Source organism: Rufibacter soli, assembly GCF_054781795.1.
Genome location: NZ_BAAGTS010000002.1, coordinates 1,699,942 through 1,726,084 on the forward strand (window position 1 = coordinate 1,699,942; position 26,143 = coordinate 1,726,084).

At 50.5% G+C, this 26,143-nt stretch carries 21 protein-coding genes; 15 read left to right on the forward strand and 6 right to left on the reverse strand.

The window, feature by feature from the left end; genetic code table 11:
- Window positions 1-5: 5 nt before the first annotated feature.
- The 14 genes from ACYVJQ_RS09000 (at window position 6) to ACYVJQ_RS09065 (ending at window position 19,483) form a co-directional block, all read left to right on the forward strand.
- The gene (locus ACYVJQ_RS09000) at window positions 6-794 is read left to right on the forward strand and encodes a hypothetical protein (protein ID WP_460892741.1); all 789 of its coding nucleotides are present in this window, start codon (window positions 6-8) and stop codon (window positions 792-794) included.
- A 406-nt stretch (window positions 795-1,200) separates the two neighbouring features.
- Entirely contained in the window at window positions 1,201-3,669 is a 2,469-nt protein-coding gene (locus ACYVJQ_RS09005; protein ID WP_460892742.1) for a DUF5686 family protein, read from the forward strand.
- A gap of 180 nt (window positions 3,670-3,849) precedes the next feature.
- Complete coding sequence (locus ACYVJQ_RS09010) at window positions 3,850-4,842, forward strand: tetratricopeptide repeat protein (RefSeq protein ID WP_460892743.1); 993 nt, start codon at window positions 3,850-3,852, stop codon at window positions 4,840-4,842.
- Window positions 4,843-4,891: 49 nt separating this feature from the next.
- On the forward strand, window positions 4,892-6,829 hold the full coding sequence (gene thrS / locus ACYVJQ_RS09015) for a threonine--tRNA ligase (protein WP_460892744.1): 1,938 nt from the start codon (window positions 4,892-4,894) through the stop codon (window positions 6,827-6,829).
- 112 nt (window positions 6,830-6,941) lie between these two features.
- A complete protein-coding gene (gene infC / locus ACYVJQ_RS09020) occupies window positions 6,942-7,472 on the forward strand; it encodes a translation initiation factor IF-3 (protein WP_225840869.1) in 531 nt (176 codons plus the stop codon).
- Between the two features lie 23 nt (window positions 7,473-7,495).
- Entirely contained in the window at window positions 7,496-7,690 is a 195-nt protein-coding gene (gene rpmI / locus ACYVJQ_RS09025) for a 50S ribosomal protein L35 (RefSeq protein WP_048920338.1), read from the forward strand.
- Window positions 7,691-7,772: 82 nt separating this feature from the next.
- The gene (rplT, locus tag ACYVJQ_RS09030; RefSeq protein WP_460892745.1) at window positions 7,773-8,117 is read left to right on the forward strand and encodes a 50S ribosomal protein L20; all 345 of its coding nucleotides are present in this window, start codon (window positions 7,773-7,775) and stop codon (window positions 8,115-8,117) included.
- 235 nt (window positions 8,118-8,352) lie between these two features.
- A complete protein-coding gene (locus ACYVJQ_RS09035) occupies window positions 8,353-9,180 on the forward strand; it encodes a DUF5602 domain-containing protein (RefSeq protein WP_460892746.1) in 828 nt (275 codons plus the stop codon).
- Between the two features lie 229 nt (window positions 9,181-9,409).
- Window positions 9,410-9,793, forward strand: coding sequence for a rhodanese-like domain-containing protein (locus ACYVJQ_RS09040; RefSeq protein WP_460892747.1), 384 nt, complete (start codon window positions 9,410-9,412; stop codon window positions 9,791-9,793).
- A gap of 187 nt (window positions 9,794-9,980) precedes the next feature.
- The gene (locus ACYVJQ_RS09045) at window positions 9,981-10,748 is read left to right on the forward strand and encodes an SOS response-associated peptidase (protein WP_460892748.1); all 768 of its coding nucleotides are present in this window, start codon (window positions 9,981-9,983) and stop codon (window positions 10,746-10,748) included.
- A 332-nt stretch (window positions 10,749-11,080) separates the two neighbouring features.
- Window positions 11,081-12,232 (forward strand): DNA polymerase IV, encoded by a 1,152-nt coding sequence (gene dinB / locus ACYVJQ_RS09050; protein WP_460892749.1) that lies wholly within the window; start codon window positions 11,081-11,083, stop codon window positions 12,230-12,232.
- A 921-nt stretch (window positions 12,233-13,153) separates the two neighbouring features.
- A complete protein-coding gene (locus tag ACYVJQ_RS09055) occupies window positions 13,154-16,099 on the forward strand; it encodes a DNA polymerase III subunit alpha (protein WP_460892750.1) in 2,946 nt (981 codons plus the stop codon).
- A 652-nt stretch (window positions 16,100-16,751) separates the two neighbouring features.
- A complete protein-coding gene (locus ACYVJQ_RS09060; protein ID WP_460892751.1) occupies window positions 16,752-18,158 on the forward strand; it encodes a S8 family peptidase in 1,407 nt (468 codons plus the stop codon).
- Window positions 18,159-18,382: 224 nt separating this feature from the next.
- Window positions 18,383-19,483: a PAS domain-containing sensor histidine kinase gene (locus tag ACYVJQ_RS09065; protein ID WP_460892752.1), complete on the forward strand. Its 1,101-nt coding sequence runs from the start codon at window positions 18,383-18,385 to the stop codon at window positions 19,481-19,483.
- A gap of 14 nt (window positions 19,484-19,497) precedes the next feature.
- Here the strand turns inward: ACYVJQ_RS09065 and ACYVJQ_RS09070 are convergent, their stop codons facing one another.
- Entirely contained in the window at window positions 19,498-19,785 is a 288-nt protein-coding gene (locus ACYVJQ_RS09070; RefSeq protein ID WP_460892753.1) for a hypothetical protein, read from the reverse strand.
- 414 nt (window positions 19,786-20,199) lie between these two features.
- Here ACYVJQ_RS09070 and ACYVJQ_RS09075 point away from each other — a divergent pair, with 414 nt between their 5' ends.
- Complete coding sequence (locus ACYVJQ_RS09075) at window positions 20,200-20,355, forward strand: hypothetical protein (RefSeq protein ID WP_460892754.1); 156 nt, start codon at window positions 20,200-20,202, stop codon at window positions 20,353-20,355.
- 135 nt (window positions 20,356-20,490) lie between these two features.
- On the opposite strand, the gene mnmE is transcribed toward ACYVJQ_RS09075, so the two are convergent.
- The 5 genes from mnmE to ACYVJQ_RS09100 form a co-directional block, all read right to left on the reverse strand.
- Window positions 20,491-21,870 carry a tRNA uridine-5-carboxymethylaminomethyl(34) synthesis GTPase MnmE gene (gene mnmE / locus ACYVJQ_RS09080; RefSeq protein ID WP_460892755.1) on the reverse strand — a complete coding sequence of 460 codons (1,380 nt, stop codon included), beginning with the start codon at window positions 21,868-21,870 and terminating at the stop codon, window positions 20,491-20,493.
- A 37-nt stretch (window positions 21,871-21,907) separates the two neighbouring features.
- Complete coding sequence (locus ACYVJQ_RS09085; protein WP_460892756.1) at window positions 21,908-22,405, reverse strand: thioredoxin family protein; 498 nt, start codon at window positions 22,403-22,405, stop codon at window positions 21,908-21,910.
- Window positions 22,406-23,126: 721 nt separating this feature from the next.
- Window positions 23,127-24,014 (reverse strand): metal ABC transporter permease, encoded by an 888-nt coding sequence (locus tag ACYVJQ_RS09090; protein WP_460892757.1) that lies wholly within the window; start codon window positions 24,012-24,014, stop codon window positions 23,127-23,129.
- A complete protein-coding gene (locus ACYVJQ_RS09095; protein WP_460892758.1) occupies window positions 24,011-25,303 on the reverse strand; it encodes a metal ABC transporter permease in 1,293 nt (430 codons plus the stop codon). The genes ACYVJQ_RS09090 and ACYVJQ_RS09095 overlap by 4 nt, the downstream gene beginning before the upstream one ends.
- Complete coding sequence (locus tag ACYVJQ_RS09100; RefSeq protein WP_460892759.1) at window positions 25,300-26,103, reverse strand: metal ABC transporter ATP-binding protein; 804 nt, start codon at window positions 26,101-26,103, stop codon at window positions 25,300-25,302. Before ACYVJQ_RS09100 ends, ACYVJQ_RS09095 begins: the two co-directional genes overlap by 4 nt.
- Window positions 26,104-26,143: the final 40 nt, after the last annotated feature.

A 26,143-nucleotide genomic window follows, 5' to 3' on the forward strand; every position in this document is an offset into this window, starting at 1 on the left:
GGTATATGCGGAGCAGATTTAGACTCGTACTTTTACTAATAACCATAGTAAGCTTTCCAGGCCTGGCCTCCGCTACCGGAGGATTAGGCCTGGAAAAGCTGTTATGGGAAGCCAACCAATTATTCCTGGAGCATAAAGACACGGAGGCGCTGGAGAAATACGAACTGCTTTTGGCAGGTAACCCTGAGCAACAGGAAGCCTTAACCAAAGCCAGTATTGTATGTGGCCGAATAGGCAACCGTTTTCCAGATGACTCCCACAAAAGCCTTTATTTTCAAAAAGCCTTTTCTTTTGCCAGCACTGCCTGGAGCAAAGACAGTGTAGAAGCAGAGAATAATTATGTGATGGCCTTGGCTCTCAACAACCTTAGCCAAACGGTCTCTTTGAAAGAGCGAATGCTGCACCTGTGCCAAACCAAACGGTACCTAGACAAAGCTCTTTCCGCTGACTCAATGCATGCCGGGGCTTGGCACTTACTGGGCCGGTGGGCGTATAAAGCGGCCAATCTTTCCTTCGCTGAAAAATCCATGATCAAACTTATAGCCCAGGAAGCGCCTGCAGAGGTTACCAATCAATTAGCCATTGATGCCATATCAAAAGCGATTGCCATTGATCCCAATAACCTGGTTTATTACTATGACCTGGCCCGGGTGCAACGGGAGGCTAACCAGAAAAGTGAGTGCGTAAACACCCTGCAACGGGCTATTGACCAAAAATTGGTAACCACCGAGGATCTGGAGCTGAGCCGGAGATGCCGAGTACTTCTTAAAGAGGTATTACGCATCAGAACCTAGCAATAGAAAAGATTTTCCTACAACAAGAAAGGCGCCTAGAGACAGGCGCCTTTCTTGTTGTTGTAGGGAGTTGGGCCATCAGGCAACCAAGAGGCAATTAGGTTTTAAAAGGGCTTGGTACCGTCTGCAAGGTTTCACCACTTCAACTTAAAATCAGCAACCTCCTTTAGCAGGCTATCCAATTCTGGTTTGGCCCCGTTTTACGAAAAACGGCTTTATAACGGAAATCGCCTTGAAGAGCAAAAGGGTTTGAGAATACGTACAGCCATCACATGGTTCAAGTCCAATTCCTGCCGTCATTGGTTAGGAGGAAAGGATGCTGCTGGTGAGTCTTTTTCAAATAAATAGCAAAGATGGAATATAAAACTTAACATATTTTTTATATTAGTGATCCAGAAAACCACGGGTGAGACAACTACCATTCTATATCATCTTCTTGCTAACCGGAATCCTGGCGCAGGCGCAGACGGGTCCGTTGGTAGGGAAAGTGGTGGACGCTGATAGCCAGAAACCCCTGGATTATGTAACGGTGCACCTCCACAAAGCCAAAGCACCGGTTTTCACCAATGAGGCCGGAAACTTCACCATCAGGAAGTACACCATAGCAGACAGCGTCACCTTCGCCTTGATGGGGTACCACCCGCTCAAAAAAGCCGTTTCTGATCTGCTGAAGAATCAAACGGTATTGCTAAGCCGGCAGAGTTACGCCATCCAGGAAATTGTGGTAAGGCCCAAAGAAAACCCAGCCTTCCGCATCATTAGGGCGGCGGCTAAAAACAAGCACCTGTACTTGCCAGAAAACCAATCGGCTATCCAGTTCAAGACTTATACCTTAATGAAAGGAAGTATTCTGGAAAGTGACGCGGCAGATAAGAAGAAACACTTCTCTAAACGGTATGCCCCTTTCCTGGATAGCCTCACCCTGAATCAGACGGCAAACCGCACGGCTTCATTACCTATATTCCAGTCAGAAACGGTCAAGGAGTATTTCTATAACCGGGACCCGCGCCAATCCAAAGAAATTCTAGTGGCAAGCAAGGTTATTGGGGTGGGTATTGAGAAGGAAAGCCAGATTGCACAGTTGTTGAACGCCCAGGCAGAGCATTTCTCCCTTAACCAGAATTGGATGCGCATGTTTGACAAAGACTTTGTGAGTCCTATTGCCAACCAATGGGCCAGTTACTATGACTATGAATTGCAAGACAGCGTGGAAACGGCGGGCAGGAAGGTGTATAAGATCGGCGTCTCGCCCAAACGGGCCCAGGACCTGGCGTTCCAGGGAGTTATCTGGGTGGCAGATGGCTCATTTGCGTTGCGCCGCGTTGATTTAAGGCTTACTAAGGGAGTAGCCCTTAATTATGTGACGGGCTTGCACCTTGTGCAGGCCTGGGACGAACAGAATCCTTCCTTGCTGCCTATTTCCAGTAAGCGAAGGTTTCAATTGGCGGGGTTTCCGGGTTCAGATGTACGGTTGTTCGTAGAATCTGAGACCACGTACTCAGAGGTGCTGCAGGGCCAACCCAAACCCCCGGCCTTTTATGACATGACCCATCAGGTAAGTGATTCGGCCATGCTTCATTCTCCAGAGTTCTGGCAGCGCGAACGGCCCGAGGAATTCACCGCGGCAGAGGAGAAACGGGTAGAAGCCATTGCCAGCATCAAGAAATTACCGGAAATTAAGAGTGCCGTAAAATTGATCAGGGTGGTAGTGGAAGGCCACATTCCACTGAATGAAAAGTTTGAGTGGGGCCCGGTTTTTGGGGCCTATGTGTTTAACAAGGTAGAGGGGCATCGGTTTCAGTTTGGCGGCCGCACAACGGCAGAGTTCCACCCTAATTGGATCATGAATGGCTACCTGGCTTATGGCACGTATGATAAAGCCGTGAAAAGCCTTCTCAACCTGCGGTACGTGGCAGACCGGCAGCAATGGACAGAGTGGGGGGTAAGTTACCTCAATGACGTAGGCCCAGCCGGAATGGACCTGAACAACAGTCAGGTAAGCAGCCTTTTCTTTTCCACCTTTAGGTGGGGAAAAATGAATTTCCCGTACCGGCAGGAGCAGGTACAGATGTGGGGTGAACGGGAGTGGTTCCAGGGGTTCAGGCAACGGGTAACTTTCAGGAATATCAGGTTCCACCCGGTTTTTGATGCCAGCACCTTGGGCACCGAAGCCCAAAGTGCCACCTATGGCGGGTTTACCACAACAGACGTGACCCTGAACCTGCGTTATTCCCCGGACCGTAAAATGCTCATCCGACACCATGAGAAGATTGCTATTTCTAACTCCAATGCCCCGGTTATTGGATTGGAGGTGTCGGCGGGCCTGAGTGGCCTTATGAATTCAGACCTGTCTTACCAGAACATTTCCTTATCTGTGGAGCAGCGGGTGCGTGCGGGTATCTTTGGGTATGGCCGGTATTACCTGAAAGGGGGCAAGACCTTTACCAAGGTGCCGTTGCCGTTGTTACAAGTGCCTCTGGGTAATGAGACGCCGTTCTTTATTCTGCAGGGGTATAACCTCATGCCTTACTTTGCCTTCGCCACAGATGAGTATGTGTCTTTGCGGTATGACCATCATTTTGAAGGGGCTTTCTCATTGACCAATCGGTTGCCGCTACTCAAGAAGTCAAAGCTTATTTTGGTGGCTGGCGGGGCTGCCCTATATGGGCGGTTAACAGACAAAAACAAACCTACGGCAACGGCAGAAAATTCCGGCAACTTTAGCGGGCTTGGCCGTGACCCCTATGTAGAGGTGAATGTGGGGTTCAAGAATATCTACCAGATGTTTAGAGCTGATTTGGTGCACCGTGTTACCTATAAAAGTTTAGAGAGTCCACTATGGGGCCTGCGCCTGTCGGTTTCTGTGAACCCCTAGCGTTTTAAGCCTGTTTTTAGAAAAACAGGCTTAAAACAGCCCGTAACTTAACCGGAAATGGTACCTTCGCCTTATCAATTTCTTTTGGCTCTTTTCCTGCGCATGCGTTATTCTGTCTGGCTTTTCTTTCTTGGAGCCTTTCTTTTTTCGGGTTGTTCCCAGAAATCTAAGGAGGAGCACATGTTTTCTCCCGGCAAGGTAGACAGCAGTGTTCCCACGCAGATTAAGGAAATTACAAAGGCCTTGGAGCAACGCAGTGCCCACCCAGAGTGGTACGTGAAGCGGGCCAAACTCTACCTGGCCATAGACAAACCCCAGCAAGCCTTCAAAGACCTTACTTCCGCCACCGCCCTTGACCCAGGCATAGGGGAGGCCTATTTCTGGAAAGCCAGGATTCTGGCCGGCCGGAAAGAGTACCAACAGGCCATGAAGATGATGATGCAGTCCCAGGAGTTCAATTTTTACTCTCCAGAGTCTGAGGCCATCTTAACCGAAACCTACGTGGGCCTTAAATTATATGACCGGGCATTGAGCCATGGCAGTAAGGCCATTAAGCTAAGCCCTGGCGAGGCCAAATACTACGTGTTGCTGGCCAAGGCGCAGGCGGGAACCGGAGACACAGCCCGGGCGTTGTATAATCTAAACCGAGCCTTAGTGCGGGATTCCGTGTCTTTGCCGGCCTTCAGGGAACTGAGTGCTATTTATACTGCCAGAGGCCTGTATGACCTGGCCATTCCTATGGTACAGAAGGGCGTGAAGCGGCAGCCTCAGGACGGGTTTTGGTGGCAGCAGTTGGGCCAATATTACCTGAACCGTAACCTCACAGACACCGCGGTGGCCTGCTTTGACCGCGCGGTGACTTTGCAACCAGAGCAGGCCGAAGGGTACGCCGGCCTGGGGGAGGCCTGGTATAAGAAAAGGCAATACAGCACCGCGCTTCCGCAGTTGCTAAGGGCCCAGGAACTGGGTCTGCCTTTGACTGAGCATAACCGCTGGATTCTGGCTTCCTGCCTGGAATGGACGGGCCAGAAAGAGGCTGCCCGCCCGCATTATGTTTTTTTAACCAGAAAATATCCGCAGAACCCGCGGTATAGTGTAGCTTTGCAGCGCATCACCCGGCCTGTGGAGCGGCGCATCATCATAGATACCTTGAGCGCCAAATCTGTTTTTTAGCTATTTTGCGAAAAACAGGCCCAAAACGAAGAAGATTATTACTTGCCATATGATTAACATCACCTTACCAGACGGTTCGGTCCGTGAGTACCAGGAGGGCGTAACCGGCATAGAGATTGCCGCCTCCATTAGTGAAGGCCTGGCGCGTAACGTGCTGGCCGTAAAAGTGAATGGCCAGGTGTGGGACCTCACGCGCCCTATCACCGAGAACGCCTCTATCCAGTTACTCACCTGGAACGATGACGAAGGCAAGGCCACGTACTGGCACTCGTCGGCCCACTTGATGGCCGAGGCGCTGGAAGCTTTGTACCCTGGTGTGAAGCTAGGCATCGGCCCCGCCATTGAGAACGGCTTCTATTATGACATTGACCTGGCTGACGATAAAACGCTTTCCAGCGAAGACTTCCCGGCTATTGAGCAGAAGATGCTGGAGCTGGCCCGCCAGAAAAGCGAGTTCATCCGCCGCGCGGTAAGCAAGGAAGAGGCCATTGCCTATTTCACTGAGAAGAACGATCCTTACAAGCTGGACCTGCTCAAAGACCTGCAGGACGGCACTATTACGTTTTATACCCAGGGCAATTTCACAGACCTTTGCCGCGGGCCGCACATTCCTAACACTGGGTTTATCAAAGCCGCTAAGCTCATGAACGTGGCCGGTGCCTACTGGCGCGGCGATGAGAAGAGCAAGCAGTTGACCCGTGTGTATGCTATTACGTTCCCTAAGCAAAAGGACTTAACCGAGTACCTAGAGCGTCTGGAAGAGGCCAAACGCCGCGACCACCGCAAGCTGGGCAAGGAAATGGAGCTGTTCGCTTTCTCTGAGAAAGTGGGCCAGGGCTTGCCGTTGTGGCTGCCTAAAGGTACCCTGTTGCGTGAGCGCCTGGAGCAGTTTATGCGCAAGGCGCAGATGAAAGCCGGCTACCAGCCGGTGGTGACCCCGCACATCGGGTCCAAGGAATTGTATGTGACCTCGGGCCACTATGAGAAATACGGCGCGGACTCGTTCCAGCCTATCCGGACGCCCAACGAGGGCGAGGAGTTCTTTTTGAAGCCCATGAACTGCCCGCACCACTGCGAGATATACAAGACCCGCCCGCGGTCTTACAAAGAGCTTCCGGTGCGTCTGGCTGAGTTTGGCACTGTGTACCGCTATGAGCAAAGTGGCGAGTTGCACGGCCTGACCCGCGTGCGTGGCTTTACCCAGGATGATGCCCACATCTTCTGCCGCCCAGATCAGGTGAAGGAAGAGTTCACCAAAGTAATTGACCTGGTATTGTACGTATTCAAGGCCCTTGGCTTTGAGGATTACACTGCCCAGATCTCCCTGCGTGACCCTGAGAATAAGGCCAAATACATTGGCTCTGACGAACTGTGGGAGAAAGCCGAGAGCGCCATTATTGAGGCCGCTCAGGAGAAAGGCCTGCCTACGGTAACCGAACTAGGTGAAGCTGCGTTCTATGGACCTAAGCTGGACTTCATGGTACGTGACGCTTTGGGCCGTAAGTGGCAGCTGGGAACCATTCAGGTAGACTACAACCTGCCTGAGCGGTTTGAGCTGGAGTACATTGGAGCAGACAATGAGAAGCACCGTCCCGTAATGATTCACCGGGCGCCGTTTGGTTCTCTGGAACGCTTTGTGGCCGTCTTGATTGAGCACTGCGGCGGTAACTTCCCGCTGTGGCTGAGCCCAGACCAGGTGGCCATTCTGCCTATCTCTGAGAAATACCATGACTACGCCCACAAGGTGAATGAAATGTTAGCCGAGCAGGACATCAGGGGATATATTGATTCTCGTGACGAGAAGATTGGCCGTAAGATCAGAGACGCCGAGGTAAGCAAAGTGCCTTACATGATCATTGTAGGGGAAAAAGAGCAGGAAAACGGCATTGTATCGGTGCGTAAACATGGCTTAGGTGACATGGGCAGCATGCCGATTGATGCCTTTGTAAGCAACTTCAAAGCCGTGCTGGCCGAGCTGCTTAGTTAAAAAATATAGAAGATTTCTTTTATATAAAAGGGAAAAACGCGATATTCGCACCCTGATTGTGAAATATTAAATTTTAGGAGGTACAACTATTTCTACTAACAACAGACGCTACGTGCCACGTGGCAAGGTCGAAGAACCTTATCGTATCAATCAGCGCATCACCGGCGTCCGTGACGTACGGGTAGTGGGGGAGAACGTGGAGCCAGGTGTATACAGCATAGACCAAGCCCGCCGTCTTGCCACCGAGCAGAACCTGGACCTGGTGGAGATTTCACCAAAAGCAGATCCGCCGGTTTGCCGTATCATTGACTATTCAAAGTTCAAGTACGAGCAAAAGAAGAAGCAGCGGGAGATGAAGGCCAAAACCACCAAGGTGGTGATGAAAGAAATCAGATTCGGTCCTAATACTGATGACCACGATTTCGAGTTTAAGCTGAAGCACGCCCGTCAGTTTCTGGCTGAAGGCGCAAAAGTGAAGGCCTATGTACACTTTGTAGGACGTACCATTGTCTTTAAAGAGCGCGGCGAGTTACTTTTGCTTAAATTTGCCCAAGCCCTGGAAGACGTAGCCAAAGTAGAGCAGTTGCCAAAGCTGGAAGGGAAACGGATGTTCCTGTTCCTGGGACCAAAAGTGAAAAAATAACAGTACACTTTATATACACCCAAATGCCAAAGATGAAAAGCAAATCAGGGGCTAAGAAGCGATTCACCCTGACAGGTACTGGCAAAGTAAAGCGTAAACACGCTTACAAAAGCCACATCCTGACCAAGAAGACCACCAAGCAGAAGAGAAATCTGACTCACATTGGTTTAGTTAGCGAAGCTGACCAGGCGAACGTGAAAAGAATGCTTGCGTCTTAACCCAATCAATTTAATTATTGTTTCAACGAGAACTGGTAACTAAGAATTAAACCGAAATCACCAGCCTCAAAAAATTTCAGAAATGCCTAGATCGGTAAACGTTGTGGCGGCCCGCCACAAAAGAAAAAGAATAATGAAAATGGCCAAAGGTTACTTTGGTCGTAGAAAAAACGTTTGGACAGTAGCCAAAAACGCGGTTGAAAAAGGTTTGCTTTATGCATATCGCGATAGAAAAGCGAAAAAGAGAGATTTCAGAGCTCTTTGGATCCAGCGTATCAACGCCGCAGCCCGTATGAACGGTCTGTCTTACTCCCAGTTGATGGGCGGTTTGAAAAAAGCCAACATCAACCTGAACCGTAAGGTTTTGGCTGACTTAGCTTTGAACCATCCAGAAGCTTTCACAGGAATTGTTGAGAAAGTGAAATAAGCTTTCCTGCTCATACCAATAGAAAAGCCCGGCAATTTGCCGGGCTTTTTTTATGCCCTAAATTTTGTGATGGCCAAGGCCAATAACAGAAAGCAATCCTTGAAGGTTGCAGCAATTAGCCAAGAGATGAAATGTTAAAGTTCAAAATAATATTGGAAATGTTATTTAAATAGGTAAATTTTATTCCTTTAAATCACCATCCCCCATTTATTCATTCTTAAAAGCTGTTACACTTATGGAAAAAATTGCACGCTATCCAAAGTTCATGGCCAAGTTACTGATGGGGAGTTTGATCCTTTTCTCGGCCGCATGTAGTGAGCAGGAAGTGGTGGAGCCAACTGGCGCCGTTACCTCCCAAGACCTGTTCAGCAAGCACAAGGAGAAGACCTTCTATGGACCGGCCACGCCCATGGGGCAGGGAGTGGCCCGGGCCTGGCTGTCCGTTAATGAAGAGGGAGAGCCTACGGCTATTGGGGTGAACATTTCTGCCAGGGCGGTAGATAACCTGGGCATGGAGCCCAAGATGTTTACGCTCAGGTTACCTAAGCAGGCAGACGCTACGCTCTATGAGTTTGTGAGTCTTGACTGGAACCCTGAGGGGCACCCACCTATGGGCATTTATACTCTTCCGCACTTTGACCTGCATTTCTACATGATTCCAGAAGATGAAGTGATGGCTATCCCAGGCATGGACCCGGGCATGCCTGGAAGCTTCAATTTTGACACTGCCGTTCCGGCCCAGTATGTTCCCTGGCATTATGTGATGGATCCCGGCATTGTTCCGGCCATGGGCGTGCACTGGGGAGATCTGAATGAGCCACAATACAATGGCCAGACCTTTACCAGAACCATGATTTTGGGGTCTTACCAGGGCAAATTCATTTTCCATGAACCCATGTTTACCTTGGCGTACCTGCAAACCAAGCCTAACGTGGAAATTCCTATCCCGCAGCCGTCCGCTTATCAGCAGCCTGGTTACTATCCTCTCAGCTATTCCTTTATGTATAGTTCTACGCCTAAGGAATACACCATTGCCTTGACAAACCTTACCTGGAGACAATAAAGATGTATATAGTTAACCGAAGGCGGCTGGAAGGATACTTCTGGCCGCCTTCGGTTTTAAGGGTTGCCGCCTGGTTTTCTAACGTGGGCTTCCCTCTATGGAAATTAATGGGATTACTGGCCATTTTACTTTTCCAGGTGTAATCCAGCTTAGCGGCCAATTTTCCCTTTACTCCTGGAATACAATAGCAAATGGTAAACGATGATTCAAATTTTAACAAGCCAAAATCATGGAGCAGAAAACAGCCACTGATCTGGTGAAAGAAGCCAAACAGGAAATTGAGAACCTCACCCCTGAACAGGTAAGCAAAGAAGTAGCACAGGGCAATGCCACGTTGATTGACATTAGGGAAAGCGAGGAACTGGCGCAGAATGGGAAAATCTCTGGTTCTGTACATGTGCCCCGGGGTATGCTTGAGTTTCACGCTGATCCTGCGCAGCCTTACTACAAACCAGTATTTGACAAAAATAAGAGACTGATCCTGCACTGTGCCTCCGGCGGACGGTCGGCGCTGGCAACGGCCACTTTGAAGAAGATGGGCTTCCAGAACGTGGCCCACTTGGACGGGGGCTTTAAGGCCTGGCAAGAAGCTGGTAAGCCTGTGGTGCACTAAAAGAAGGTGGGGTGTTTTAAGCTGGCTACTTTGGTGCTCTGCGCAAACCAAGTGCCGGCTAGTATGCACCCAGTCATCTTCCGGAAGCCTTGGTGTGTTTTAGAGGTGTTTTTCGGAAAACACCTCTAAAACACACCAAGGCTTTCACTTTTCGTATACCTTTAGCAGAACTTTACCGTGAACGCAGATGTGTGGCCGCTATTCCTTCAGTAAAAAGAAAGTACCCCATGAACACCGGTTTGCCGCCAAATTGGAAGGACTTGCCTTTGAACCCAATTTTGATGCGCGGCCCTCGCAGAAGCTACCGGTCATCATCCCAAATGCCGCCAGGGCCATGCTGGCTACCTGGGCCTCCCCAGAAAAAGAACCAGACGGAAAGCCCACGCTTCCGTTTAACGTGCGGCAGGAAAACCTACTCTACATTCCGCGGTTCAAGGCGCTGCTGCCAGACCACCGGTGCATTATTCCCATAGACGGTTTCTTTGAGTGGAAAGAACTGGACGACGAAATAGAGGAGACTTCTGCCGATGCGCCGGCACCCGCTAACCTGGGGCTGGACCTGTTCGGGAACCCTATCCGTAGCAAAGAGGAGAAGAGCCGGGCCAAAAAAGCAAAGCCCCACAAACAGAAATACCGCTTCACCCTTAAAAATGAGGAGCCTTTCGGGTTGGCCGGTCTGTGGCGCGAAAGCCTCATGCCTGATACTGGGGAGCTGGCACCGTATTTCTCTATCATCACTACCCAGGCCAATGCCGCCGTAGAGCCTTACCATGATCGCATGCCCGTGATCCTTACCCCGCAAGCCGAGGAAATCTGGCTGAATGACCGCCTGGAAGAAAAACAATGGTACCATGTGCTTAAGCCATATGACGCCCGGCAAATAACGGTGATGGCCATTGATGACTATGAAAGCATCCTCGGCAATTACGTCGCCCCGGTTCTCAACTCCAAATAGCGTTTCGGGCCTATTTTTCAAAAAACAGGCCCGAAACGGCTTTCAATCTCTTTCTGGTTCCAGCAAATTCAAAAACAGGTCAAAAAGGCTTTTGTCCCGTAGCCGACTAGTGTAGTTTGCTGGTTAGAGACCTCGCCTCCTGCGGTTTTAGCCTTCTTTGCTTCCTTAAGTCTGCCTATTTCCTTAGTACTATAAGGTTGTATTGCTAAATATGTTAGTAAATATGTGAATAAATAGTTCTCATATATTTAGCTTTTCTATATCTATCTTCCGTATTTGCTAACATTATTAGCTTTTTAAAGGCTCTTGGTTTTAGCTTTTCCCGGAAGAATATGTTGGTAACAGACAATCGCACCATTGCCCATTTGGATTTGGACACGTTTTTTGTGTCAGTAGAGCGTTTACGCAACACCCAGCTCCAGCACAAACCCATTATCATTGGCGGCCTCTCAGACCGAGGGGTAGTGGCCAGTTGTAGTTATGAGACCCGCTTCTTTGGCGTGCATGCCGGCATGCCCATGAAAATGGCGCGGCAACTCTGCGCCGAGGCCATTGTCCTGCGCGGCGACATGGAGGCTTATAGCAAGTATTCTAAAGATGTGACCCAGGTCATCGCCGACAAGGCCCCGCTCTATGAAAAGGCGTCTATAGATGAGCACTACCTGGACGTGAGCGGCATGGACAAGTTTGTGGGCACCTGGAAATGGACGAACGAGCTTCGCAGCACTATCATAAAAGAAACAGGTCTGCCTATTTCCTTCGGGTTGTCAGTGAACAAGACGGTGTCTAAGATTGCCACCGGGCAGGCCAAGCCCAACGGGGCGCTACAGGTATGCCCCCAGGAGGTGAAGACATTTCTGGCGCCGCTCTCTATTAAGAAAATTCCGGGGGTTGGGCAGAAGAACTATCAGCTCCTGCGCAACATGGGTATTCCTACCATTGAGGTGCTCACCATGGTGCCCGTAGAGATGATGCAGAAGGTACTGGGCAAGGAGGGGGTGCACATCTGGGAGAAAGCCAATGGTATTGACCGTGCCCCCGTGGTGCCGTACAGTGAGCAAAAGTCCATTAGCACAGAGAAAACCTTCGGCACAGACACAACAGACCTGGTCTTTCTTAACAGTCTGCTGGTTTCCATGACCGAGGGGTTGGCCTATGACCTCAGGCAACAGGGCAAACTGGCGGGCTGTATCACAGTCAAGATCCGGTACGCCAACTTTGACACCCTTACCCAGCAAATCTCCATCCCTTATAACGCCTCAGACCACATTCTCATCAGAAAAGCCAAAGAGCTGTTCCAGAAACTCTACAACCGCCGGCTGCTCATCCGGTTGCTGGGCGTGCGGCTGAGCCAACTGGTACAGGGCTTCCAGCAGATAGATCTTTTTGAGGAAACCACAGAACTGGCCAGCCTCTACCAAGCCATGGACCGGATCAGGCTCCGCTACGGCGGCGAGGCGGTAAAGCGGGCTGTGGGCACATAATGTGCTACCTGTTAGATGTGCTGATGTGTTAGTGGGATGTGGAGATTTGAGGATGAGGAGATTTGAAGATTTGGGAATAGGGAATAGGCGTTTTAAGCTCGTTTTCTATAAGACAGCCCCAAAACGAAAAACAGGTTTCTTCTTTCTGGAGGGAGAGAGAAGGGCGAGAGATCGGTATTGGCACAGACGCTCGCAGGTCCTCCGGACGCTACGAGGTCTTTAGAGCAGGCGATCATTTGTGTGGCTACTTTTTCCATTCACAACTTTCACTATTTTCTACCGGCTTCCTGCTTTCCCTGCTTTTCGGGAATTCTACTCTCGCAACTACCTGCTACGGAGTTCTACTCCGTCGGGAGCCACCGGGCAAAAGAAGGGGAGTAGAACTCCCCGGCCGCTTACTTCCGGAGTAGAACTCCGAAAGAGCGAATGGAGCAAAGGTCATCACTTAGTTCTTACTCAGAAAGTTGCCCGCTCTTGCCTGGATCTATCTTTAAACCAGTACCCATTTTGTCATCCTGAAAGAACCTTGTGCGCGAGTTAGAAAGGCAGATGTTAACTGCATAAAGCGCGTTTTAAGCCTATTTTCTGCAAAACAGCCCCAAAACGATAGCAGCAGAATCTTGGAAGGGGAGTAGCATCCATTTTAGAAATGAGGCCTACCCAACTGAACCTACTTTCCAGCATCCACTCCCTCAAGAAGAAGAAACTGCGCGAATGCATTTCGAGGGTGTTTTTCCAAAAACGGGCTAAAACCAGCGGCTTTAGTAAAGTCATCTGGTCTGCCTGCCAGCTCCTATTTAAAGAACCAGTGCTGCCAAAAAGCTAGTGTCATGGATATGCGCGAGTAGGCTTGTTCTTATTTGTAAAACTATGTTAAATAGCAATCGCGCTACTTGATACGCGCAACCTGATACTAATTAAATGTTAGCCTTCGTCCACTCATATTATAGTCTGCGTTACGGGACGCTGTCGCCGGAGGAACTGGTGGCCGAGGCCCGGGCAAATGGGTATAGTGCCTTAGCATTGACGGATATTAATAGCACTTCGGGGGTATTTCCGTTTGTGCAGGCGTGTGTAGCGCAGGGTATTGAACCGGTGGTGGGCATTGAGTTTAGGGTGGGGAGCAAATGGGTGTACACGGGCATCGCCAAAAACCAGGAGGGCTTTAGAGAGCTGAATGAGTTTTTGAGTGGTTATCTGCTGGCGCACCAGACGCTGCCCCTGGTGCCGCCGGCGTTTGAGCAAGCCTACATCATCTTTCCGTTTGTCAGGGGTCAGGAACTCCAGCGCCCGCTGCATGACAATGAATACGTGGGCGTGCGGCCTTCCCAGATAAACCAACTCCTGTTCTCAGACCTCCGCAAGCAAGGCGTACGGCTGGTTCTTTACCCGCTCTTTACCTGCAAGAACCAGGAAGGAGTGGCCCTACACCGGCACCTGCGCGCCATTGACCACAATATTTTGCTTAGCCAACTGGACCTGGGCCACGGCTTGGCCGAAGAGTCTTGTTTTCAGGAAGTAGATAGTATCAGGCGGAAAGGCGATTCCTTCCCAGAGCTGCTCAAGCACAACCAGGAACTAGCGCGCGAGGCAAGGTTTTCTTTTGACTTTGCCAAACGACGCAACAAACTCTACTTCACTACCTCCGCTCAGGAAGACATTGTGCTCCTGAGAAAACTGGCCCTGGATGGAGCCGGGCGACGCTACGGCGCCAGCAACAAGGTCGCCAAGCAGCGGGTAGAGCATGAGTTAGACATCATTGAGAAACTACAGTTTGGCGCCTACTTTCTCATCACCGAAGATGTCATCAGTTACGCCAGGAAACGCAACTTCTACCACATTGGGCGGGGCAGCGGGGCCAACAGCGTGGTGGCCTATTGCCTGGGTATCACTGATGTAGACCCCATTGAGCTGGACCTTTACTTTGAGCGCTTCCTCAACCCCAAACGCACCTCGCCACCCGATTTTGACATTGACTTCAGCTGGGACGAGCGAGACGAGGTCCTAGATTATATTTTCAAGCGCTACGGGCGGGAGCACACGGCTTTGATGGGAGCCATGGTCACGTTTCAGCAGAGCTCCATTCTGCGCGAACTGGGTAAAGTCTACGGCCTGCCCAAAACCGAGCTAGACGCGTTGGTGGAACAGCCACAGGCTCCCGGCAACGCTAACCACCTCACCAAAGAGATTTTCCGGTACGGCCAACTGCTCCAGGATTTTCCCAATGTGCGCTCCATCCATGCGGGCGGCGTACTCATCTCTGAAGACTCTATCTACAACTACACTGCCCTGGATAGGCCGCCCAAAGGCCTGCCCACCGTGCAGTGGGACATGTACGTAGCCGAGAGCATCGGTTTTGAGAAGTTGGACATCTTGAGCCAGCGCGGCATTGGGCATATTAAAGAATGCGTGCAGTTGGTGCAGCAGAACCGGGGCATAAAAGTAGATGCGCATGAAGTAGCAAAGTTTAAGCAGGATGAGCGCGTAAAGGAGCAGCTCAAGTCCGGCGACACCATCGGTTGCTTTTACATTGAGAGTCCGGCCATGCGGGGGCTGCTTACCAAACTGCACTGCGACAATTACCTGTCTCTGGTGGCGGCCAGCTCTATTATAAGGCCGGGCGTGGCCAAGAGCGGCATGATGAAAGCCTACATTGAGCGATTCCACCACCCAGATAAGATACAGCACCTGCACCCCGTCATGGCCGAACAACTGGGGGAAACCTATGGCGTGATGGTCTACCAGGAGGACGTGCTCAAGGTCTGCCACCACTTTGCGGGGCTGGACCTAGCAGACGCTGATGTCCTGCGCCGTGGCATGAGCGGTAAATATCGGTCTAAGGCCGAGTTCCAGAAGTTGGTAGACAAGTTCTTTGACAACTGCAGGGCCAAAGGTTATCCAGAGGCCATTACCAAGGAAGTCTGGCGGCAGGTAGAGTCCTTTGCGGGTTACTCGTTCTCCAAGGCGCACTCGGCGTCCTTTGCCGTAGAGAGTTACCAGAGCCTGTTCCTGAAGACCCATTACCCCCTGGAGTTCATGGTGGCGGTAATCAACAACTTCGGGGGCTTTTACCGCACGTGGGTGTATGTGCAGCAAACCCAGAAAGCGGGTGGCACATTGCACCTGCCTTGCGTAAACCAGAGCAGCTACTATACATCGCTCTCTGGCACTAACGTGTACTTGGGGTTAGTGCACGTGCAGAACCTGGAGCAGAAAGTGGCTTTTAAGATTGTGGCGGAAAGGGAAGAGAATGGGCCTTACACGGGGCTGGAGGAATTTATACACCGCACCCAGACCTCCTTGGAACAGTTGTTGGTCCTGACCCGCATCCAGGCGCTTCGGTTCACTCAAAAAGACAAGAAGTCCCTGCTTTGGGAGGCGCATCTACACCTTGGCCACCAACCCAAGCAGACCGCTAGTGAGTTACTCTTCCAGCTGCCCGTAAAAACCTTCACCTTGCCCACCCTCACGCACACCCTGGTAGAAGACGCCTATGATGAGATGGAGCTATTGGGGTTTCCGGTCACCTGCACCTATTTTGACTTACTGCAAACCGCTGAGCGCGGCGACGTGCCGGCCAAAGACCTGCCCGCCTTTGTGGGGCAGAAGGTGCGTCTGATAGGCGTGCTGGTGGCCACCAAGTACGTGCGCACCATACGGGGCGAGGCCATGCAGTTTGGTACGTTCCTGGATGCTGCCGGCGATTTCTTTGACACGGTGCATTTTCCGCAGAGCTTAAAGGCCTGGCCGTTCAAAGGCAATGGCGTGTACCTGCTCTTAGGCAAAGTAGTGGAGGAGTTCGGATTCCCTAGCCTGGAGATAGAGAAAATGGCCAAACTCCCTTTTCAGAAAGACCCACGGTATTAGCTGCAAATGTTCTCTCTTGCATAGCCATAAAAAGACACCTATTGGAAAAAGGCAAGGCAAAGGCTTCTCTTTATAATATAGACAATAAATAGTAATGAGGCTTTCTTTACAATTTCTGTCAGCTACTAAAGGCCTTAAAGTAAATGTAGAATGCTCTGCAAAGCCAACACATAAGGTAGGCCAGATAGCAGAAAGAGTGTTCGTGCCCGCCCATCTGTTTTAAGCACGTTTTTAAGAAAACGTGCTTAAAACACTAATCAACAATTAGTTATGAGTGGATTTGTGGTTTTCCTGGTTGATTTCCTCGCTTGCCAAAGAGTGTCTGCTGCAGAATGAGAGCTTTAAGTATTCCTTTAACCTAAAGCCAGCAAACCACAAAAATGGCTTCACCATAAGGGGAATTGGAAGAACAAATACCAAGTTATAGGTATATATAGATAAAAAACTATTGTTACAACTCTATAAGATTTGGGGCTGATTTTTATAAGTGAACCTATACAGAGTTTCTAAATACAGGGTTACTATTTGAATACTTTCAATTTTTGCTTGCATTTGAGATGTTACTTTTTCGGCTACTCTTTCCTTTAAATTCATATTTATATTTCGTCAATTAGATCAACATTAATCACTAACCTAACCACACCACACTAACATGAAGAAAAAGTATCTTACAGTAGGTAAGTCTGCCATGGCAGCTGCCGCACTATCCGTTGCCTTTTTAACAGGCTGCCAGACTGATCAATTAATGGAAACCGAAGAGGTATCTGCCGCGCAACAGGCGCAGGATGCCAAATCTGCCGGTCTGGAGATGGAGCCTAACGAAGTGCTCGTTAAGTTCAAGGCTGGCGTGTCTGATAATGTGAAATCAGCGGTATTGGCCCGCATTAGCGGACGCGTAAAGGAAAAGATCCTTACCAAAGCCATGCAAAGAATGGGCGACAATGAGGGCCTAACGCTAGTCCATACCCCCATGGTAGCGTTAGAGGCAATTGGCAAGATGAAAGGTGAGAGTAACATTGAGTACGTTGAGCCAAACTACATCTACCAGCACCAGGCTGCGTCAACAGATACGTACTTCACCAACGGTAACCTTTGGGGCATGTACGGTGATGCTTCCTCGCCGGCCAACCAGTATGGTAGCCAGGCCGCCGAAGCCTGGGCTGCCGGTAATACCGGTTCTGCCTCTGTGGTAGTAGGGATTATAGATGAGGGTATTCAAGTAACCCACCCTGAACTCCAGGGACAGGTTTGGGTGAACCCTTATGACAAAGTAGATGGTATTGACAATGACGGCAACGGGTACATTGATGATGTAAACGGCTGGGATTTTGACGGGAACAACAGCCAGGTGTATGACGGCGGATCCAGCGGCGGAACAGATGACCACGGTACACACGTGGCCGGAACCATTGGAGCTAAAAACAACGGTACAGGCGTAGTAGGAGTGAACTGGAACGTGACCATGATCTCTTGTAAGTTCCTGGGCCGCAGAGGTGGTAATACCGCCAACGCAGTTAAAGCCGTAGATTACCTCACTGACCTGAAAAACCGTCATGGAATGAACATCGTTGCCTCTAACAACTCTTGGGGTGGCGGTGGCTTCTCCCAAGCCTTGTATGATGCAGTAGAGCGCGCTAACGCTAAGGAAATCCTATTCGTTGCCGCCGCCGGTAACGGTGGTTCTGATGGAGTAGGTGATAACAATGATGCCGTAGCCAGCTACCCATCTAACATGACCAACGCCAACATCATTGCCGTGGCTGCTATCACTAACACCGGAGCCAGATCTTCCTTCTCTAACTACGGTGCCACAACTGTAGACATTGGAGCCCCAGGTTCTGGTATCTGGTCTTCTACTGCCTTCAATACCTTGTCTTCTTACAACGGTACGTCTATGGCAACTCCGCACGTAACCGGTGGCGTGGCGCTGTATGCAGCCTCCCACCCAGGTGCAACCGCTGCTGCCATCAAAAACGCCATCTTGAGCAGCGCAGTGCCAACTGCTTCTCTGTCTGGTAAGTGCGTAACTGGCGGCCGTTTGAACGTAAGCGGGTTCTAAGCACTAAATAAGATAGGTCAAAAGCCGCCCTGATTTTTCAGGGCGGCTTTTTTTTTAGGCCCATGGTTTTTCCAGAGGTTCACACAAAAGTCGTATTGGAAGAAAGCATTGGGGCAGAGACAGGATGGTTAGGGGTAAGAACCTGCCGCTAAACTTTTAAGCATAAAAACCGGTACAATTGACCAACGCCTCACCACAAGCGCCTTACTATCTCAAACACACCCATGAACACTGACCCAGACTTTTACCAAAGTTTGATTGAGCAAACAGCACAGGCATTTTTTGCCTATGACTTAGGTACGCATCAGTTTACTTTCCAGAGTGCTGCTTTTAGAAAGGCCTTCGCCCTGCACCAGATCAAAACCCACCCTGAGGTCTTGCTACATACAGTTCACCCGGAAGACCAGGGGTACGTGCAGGAAAGGCTCAAAGAGCTACTGCATCGGGGGGAGTCCAAAGCCCTGGAGTTCAGGATCCAGTTTCCAGACCAGGAAGAACAGTGGGTATGCCTCCACCCAGCTGTACTGGCGCAAGAGGGCGGCCGTAAATTGATTGCGGGCCACGCAGAAGACATTACCGCACAGCGGCTCTACAATGATCACCTCAAAAAATTCTCTAACAAGAAAAATTCCTTCCTTAATATCCTGGCCCATGACCTTGCTGGCCCATTGGGCATCATTCACAGCCTTTCGGCGCAATTAGCCAAGGATTTATATGCCACGGCAACCCAAGACTCCCTAGAAATGATCCACATTATAGAGCGAAGCAGCAAACAAGGCGCGCACCTGCTGCGGGAGTTCATGGACCAGGAGTTTCTGGAGTCTTCCAAAATAGAGGTGGTGACCAGAAGGGTGAACATGGTAGAAAAACTGAGGGAGGCCATGGAGGAGTATGAGGGGGCAAAAGGTGAGCTTCTTGGGAAAAAGGTGGATTTCTTTTCCTCCAGCGAGAAAATTTTTCTGGAACTGGACGACCTCAAGTTTTTGCAGGTGTTGACCAACCTTATTTCTAATGCGCTAAAATTCACCCCAGACGGAGGACGGATTTCTGTAAGCGTAGAAGATGAGGGCCATAGCGTGCTGGTGAAGGTAGCAGACACCGGCATAGGTATTCCTGAAAAGTTCAAAGCCACCCTGTTTGACAAGTTTACCGAAGCCCGTCGGCCCGGCTTGAAGGGAGAACAGTCGGTTGGGTTGGGCATGTCTATTGTGAAAACCATAGTGGAATGGCATAAAGGAGTAGTTTGGTTTGAGAGCGAGGAAAACAAAGGCACTACCTTCTTTATCAGGTTGCCCAAAAATGAAGTAAAACCCGCAAAAGAGTAACAGCTTAGTAGCTTCTACAGGGAAAATATACTGCCGGTGCCAAGAAAAAGGTAACAAGCCACTGCTAACCTACGGGCCCTGGAAAGGCCGGCAAACGTAAGGTAAAGAAGCGGCGGGTTGTATAACGGACTGATCTTTACCAACCCTTCTTCGGCCAGGTTCTTGGCTAAATTTAGCACATCTACCAAGGGAAGTTGGAGTTCACAGGCAATATCCAGGGAGAGCGTTGGATGGTCTTCTGGCTCACGGTAGCCTCCTACCTTAGCCAATAAAGCCGATAGAATAGAATCACATTTCTCCATTGTCCACTTGTCAACGCTACACACTGGGCATTTAAAACCAATGTACGGGCCTTCTCTTATGTTATCTCGCAAAAGGTTGAAGATAACGCAGTTGCCGCGCTATTTATGTAATAAACCGAAGGTGTGTAAAATTTATACGGTAGTGAAAACAAGCCTGTAAGGTAACTTATATGCTTTTCCATTGGAGGGTAGGCTTCACTCGGGTACCGTGCAAAGGTTCGTTGAGGTTATTCCTTTAACTCAATCCATCCTTATTCCGTGAACTACCGGTTGTCATTAAGTAATTCTAGGAGGCAAAGATGGGGGGCACTGAGGGGATGAAAGAAGAGGGTGAATTTTGTAGGTTAGGCCAACTTATTATGAGGAAGGAATTGTATCTTAACTCCTTGTTGAATACTGTAAAAAGGTAAAACTATGGGGACCAGATCAGAAGACCAGCAAAAGAAGCAGCGCCAAAAAGAATTCAAGGAAAGGAAAGAAAACGAAGCGCGCCTAAAGGCTGCCGCGAAGGTTGCGAAAAGCAATATTTCAAAAGAGGACGATGTGATGGACCAGAAAACAGCCGACTAATAGGGAGGTAGGAAATGGATGGGAGTCCTGTAGTATCAAATTTTGCCCCACTTTTGAATGAGATTATCTAATCACTAAAAAGCCGATAAGGAATTTCCCTTAGCGGCTTTTTTTTAGTGATTAGAAAGTTAACGCCTACTTTCCGATGCAGAATTTGGTAAAGATATTATCAAGCAAATCATCCGTGGTGATCTCACCAGTAATCTCTCCCAGGTAAAATAACGCCCTTCTAATATCTGCGGCCAACCAGTCACCGGTTAGGCCATTGTCCAGGCCCTGGAGGACTTCCTGCAAGGCATCATCAGTCTTCTTAAGTCCCTGAAAGTGACGGAGGTTGGTCACGATGGTGCGATCTCCGGTGATTGCCTCATTCGCATGTACCTGGTCCAACAGCGTTTGTTTTAATTCCTCTAAACCGGTTTTAGTGCTGGCCGAGAGCAGCACCAGGTTGCCAAGGGTAGAAAATTGAGTCAATTGTTCAGGCGTAGCCAAGTCTTTTTTGTTGCCCAGGAACAAGACTGGAATATTTCCTACCTGCAGGCCAGCGATTTCGGCTTCCAGTTCTGCGGGAGTGGAGGTGGTGACGTCAAACAGGTACAGCACTAAGGCCGCCTTCTTCAGTTGTTCTTTGGTACGGGCGACGCCAATGGCTTCCACGGTGTCCTGAGTATCACGCAAACCGGCGGTGTCAATGAACCGGAAGCGCAGGCCGCAAATCATGGCTTCGTCTTCAATCACGTCACGGGTGGTACCGGGTATGTCAGAGACAATGGCTTTTTCTTCGTTGAGCAAGGCATTGAGCAGGGTAGATTTACCGGCATTTGGCTTACCCGCAATGACCGTGGGGACGCCATTCTTGAGCACATTGCCCATCTCAAATGACTGCAAAAGGTCTGAAATAAGCTTTTGTAGCTGCGAAATAAGTTTACGCAACGCGCTGCGGTCGGCAAACTCTACGTCTTCCTCACTGAAATCCAACTCCAGTTCAATCATGGAGGCGAAGTGGATGAGTTGGGCCCGGAGCGCTTTTATTTCAGCGGAAAAACCACCGCGCATCTGGTTCATGGCTACCTGGTGGGTGAGCGCCGAGTCAGAGGCAATAAGGTCGGCGACAGCTTCGGCTTGGGCCAGGTCAAACTGCCCGTTCAGGAAAGCGCGTTTGGTGAATTCACCGGGTTCGGCCAGCCGGGCGCCTTTGCGCAGAAAAAGCTTTAGGAGCTGCTCCGTAATATATGGGGAGCCGTGGCACGACACTTCCACCACGTCTTCTTTGGTGTAGGAGGCTGGCGCCTTGAACAAAGACACCACCACCTCATCTAAGATCTTTTCTTCGTCCCTGATGGTGCCAAAATGTAAAGTATGGGACGGTTGCTTTTGCAGGTTCTTGCCTTTGAAAACCCCCTGCACCATAGAAATGGCCTCGGGGCCCGATAAACGGATAATGGCAATGGCGCCGTGCCCAGCCGCGGTGGCCAGCGCAATAATGGTATCTTTAGCGAGGAGTGAAGGTATCAAAACTGTAAATTCCTGGTACGCAAAAGCCGTTTAGGGCCTATTTTTCCGAAAGATACGCCAAAGCGCGCAGAAAGTCTTTGGGTGGTATAAAGCCAGGTACCCGCTCCATTACCTGTTGCTTCTCATTCAAGAAGACGGTGGAAGGGTAGCTCATCTCGCCATTAAGCAAGGAAAGCGCCAGTTCATGGGCCCTATATTCAGGCATATAACGGTACGTTTTGCCATTAATAGCCACAGGGTCCCGCAGCTCGGCATTCAGTTTCACCACGTAATAGTCCTTGTTCAATCTGGCTACCACTTCCGGGTGCTGGTACACTTGCTTGTCCATACGTTTGCAATAGCCGCACCAATCAGTATACACGTCTATCAAAATCTTCTTAGGGTGACTCTTCGCTTTCTCCAATGCCTGAGGCAAGGTGAGCCACTGCAATTTCTCAGTAGATGACTCAGTAGCGGGTTTGGGTTTTGATGCTTCAGTTGAAGAAAGAGAGTTTGGGAAAAGAAATAAGCAACTGAGGAATAGAAGGAAATGCATTTTGGGGTAAGAAATAATACTTGAGTATGCAAAGGTACTGATTATCAAGGAAAAGGATGATGTTTAAGGAGGTGAAGTCTTGTGTAATATTCCAATGGATGGCGATTTCTACAAGGAGGATAGTATTTACAGAAGCTAAAATATTTTTTCAACTGGTGTAAACACCCTCCTGCGCCCACCCTCAAGGGGGAGTCAGCGTTTAGTATGCGGTATTACGTTTTGAGCATGATTTTCGAAAAACATGCCTAAAACGCCAACAGCCCAAAACGCATTTCCCCGAAAATCCATCACGCATTCCCTCAATTCCAGTCTTTACTTCGAGCGCCTCGCTTGTGGCCTTGTAATAGCTTCGCTAAGAGAAAAAATACAACTCGGCCGCAAGGGCAGTGCGAGGGGGAAAGACGGGGCCTCGCGGCCGTGAGCGCTCGGAGGGAAACCATGAAACTATAAAGCATAAGGGCTTAAGGCGAAGGCAGAAACTACGCCAGCAGCAGGGGGGTATTCGTGCAAAAGGATTTGCAATTGAGGGGCAACCTAAGTCGTTGGTGAGAACACCAACAACGGCGAAAAAGACCATGCCAGCAGCAGGCGGGAATGCGTGCACAAGATTAAATTGGAATGTAGTCTTTTTCTTTGGCCCCTAGGAACACCAACGGCGGGACAGGAATTTATAGGGAAACTTTTAGAAACCGATTGAAGGGGAAGAAGAAAAAATTTCCCATTACCCTTCTACTACCACCCCAACCTTTCTCCTTCTTGAAACCAACCCATGGCTGGGCGAAAATACAAAGGCCAGTAAAAACTCCAGCCCTATAATAACAGAGATAGCCCCTGCCACGGACCCATTCAGGTAAAGCGCCAGATAAAACCCAAGCGCGGAAGCCACCACACCTAACCCTGCCGATATAAACAACATGCGCTTTAGGTCATCGGTTAAGAGGTAGGCCGTGGCAGGCGGACCTACCAGAAAGGCAACCACTAGAATAGCGCCCACAGATTCAAAGGCCGCCACCGTAGTCAAGGAGACGGCGCCCATGAGCAGGTAATACCACACCATGGTGGATATGCCAATGGCCACTGCAAAGGCGGGGTCAAAGGAGGTGAGGTAAAGTTGGCGGTAAAAAACGGTGACGAAGGCCAGGATCACCAGTAGCACGCCGCCCATCATCCAGACAGTGCGGGGTCCCAGATTCAGCCCGGTCTCGGTGAGCCAGATGTCCAGAGGCACGTAGGCAATCTCGCCGTAGAGCACGCAGTCCTGGTCCAGGTCTACCTTGCCGGCATACACAGAGATCAGGATTATGCCCAGCGCGAAAAGCCAGGTGAAGGTTACCCCAATAGAGGCATCGGCTTGCACGCGGGCTTTTTTGTGCAGAAATTCAATGAGGAAGGTACAGGCCACGCCCAGAGTAGCGGCGCCTAGCAACATTGTCCAGACTTCACGGGTGCCGCTGAACAGGAAGGCGAGCACTATACCCGGCAACACGGCATGCGAGATGGCGTCGCCCACCATGGCCATGCGACGCAGGATCAGGAAACAGCCCAGCAGGCTGCAACAAATGGCTACCAGAGAGCCGGTAAGGATAATCCAGAAGGCGTCCAGGTTCATGAGCTTTGCGGAATGGAGGTTTGGTGCGGATCGGCGGTGGGATAGTCCAATAATTCTTCCAGCCGTTTTTCCAGTTCAGGAGTGAGCACATGTTCAATGGACTCGGCGTCTTCATGCACGTGATCTGAGGCCACATGCAGGTACTGCGTGAGGTACAGTTCCCAGAGGCGGTGCAGGCGGACTACTCGTTGGGCTTCTTTTTTTCCGGCTTCGGTTAACGCCCAGCCTTGGGCACTTTTCTGCACCAGATCCTGGGCAGTAAGGGTTTTGAGGCCGTCCTGCATTTTGGCCAGGGGCAACTGCCGCCGGTCCCTGATCTGCTGGTTGGAATAGCTGTGTTGGTAGTTTCCAGTGTTTTCTCCCAAGAGGAAAAGCGTCTTTAGGATATTCTCGCGCATCATCTGGCGGCGTACCCGGCGCTGAAGTAGGTACCTGGCCAGCAGTCCTTTTTTAGGGGCCATGACAAAGGAAAAAATCGCCAGGAAGGAAAGGAGCATCACAATCCAGGGACCGGTGGGCATGGCGGGGGCAGTGAAAGAGACAAAAGCACCGGCAGCCCCGCAGAAAGCACTCATGGTGGCGGCAATTACCACCATAATGCCCAGGCGGTCGGTCCAGAAGCGGGCGGCAGCGGCCGGAGTAATAAGCATAGCCGACATCAGCACCACGCCCACCGACTGGATGCCCACTACCACCGCCAATACGGTAAGCGTAGTGAGGAGAAGTTCCAGTCTGCGCACGGGCAAGCCAATGGTGCGGGCATAGGCCAGGTCAAACGAGATAAGCTTGAATTCTTTGTAAAGGAGAATAACGCTCAAAAGAAGCAGCACGGCCACCGCCCCAAAGGTGTACAGGTCCCGGCCCACCAGCGCGGCGGCACTGCCGAAGAGAAACTTGTCCAGGCCGCTTTGGTTCTCGTTGCCCGAATGCTGGATGGAGGTAAGGAACAGTACCCCAATCCCGAAGAAAACCGACAGCACCAGGCCAATGGCGGTATCTTCCTTGATTCGGCTTTTGGTGGTGATCACGTCAATAACCACCAGCGAGAGCCAGCCCGTAATAAAAGAACCGATCAAGAGCACAATGGGGTTTTTCTGGCCGGTGAGCATGAAGGCCAAGCAGACGCCGGGCAGTACGGCATGGGCCACGGCATCGCCTACCAGAGCCCGTTTCCGGAGCACAGTAAAGCAGCCTACCACCGCCGAACTGGCCGCCAGCAGGATGGAGCCAAACGTCACGAATCGCACGTTGGCGTCTTGCATGCTCAGGAATTCCCAGAGGGTGTTCATTTGCGGACCGGTTTGGTTTCTCTAATGGGAAAATTCTTTTTGTGTAGCAGCTCGCTCACGCGGCTGAGCTCTGTGAGGCGGCCCCCGTAGGTTTTCTCCAATAGGTCAGGGGTGAGGGTTGTGTTGGTAGGGCCCGAAGCGATCAGGCGCATGTTGAGGAGAATCACCCAATCAAAGTAATCTTGGGCACTTTGCAAGTCATGGTGCACCACCACCACGGTTTTGCCGTCTTCGCGCATTTGGCGCAATAATTCAATAATGGCGGTCTCAGTGGCGATGTCTACGCCGGCAAAAGGTTCATCCATGAGGTAGAGGTCAGCGTCCTGGGCCAGGGCCCGGGAAAGGAACACGCGCTGCTGCTGCCCACCGGACAGCTGGGAGATTTGCCGATTAGCGAAATCCTGCATGCCCACTTTCTCCAGCGCCTCCATGGCTTGTTGGCGTTGCTTGGCACCGGGCCTTTTAAAAAGACCCAATTGCCCGTAGGTCCCCATCATGGCTACGTCCAGGGCCGAGGCCGGGAAATCCCAGTCCACCGACTCACGCTGCGGTACGTAACTCACGCGTTTGCGTACCTCGTCCAGGCTTTGCCCGAACAATTGTACAAACCCACTGTTGAGGGGCAAAAGGCCCATGATGGCTTTGATAAGCGTAGATTTACCGGCCCCGTTAGGCCCAATAATGCCCACCAAGGCCTGCGAAGGCAGGGTCAGGTCCACATCCCACAGCACCGGCTTACGCTGGTAACTCACCGTGAGGTCATGCACCTCCAGCACCGGATCATTCACGTGTTGTATCATAGTTTTAAGACACAAGTATCAAATAGCAAGACTCCAAAGG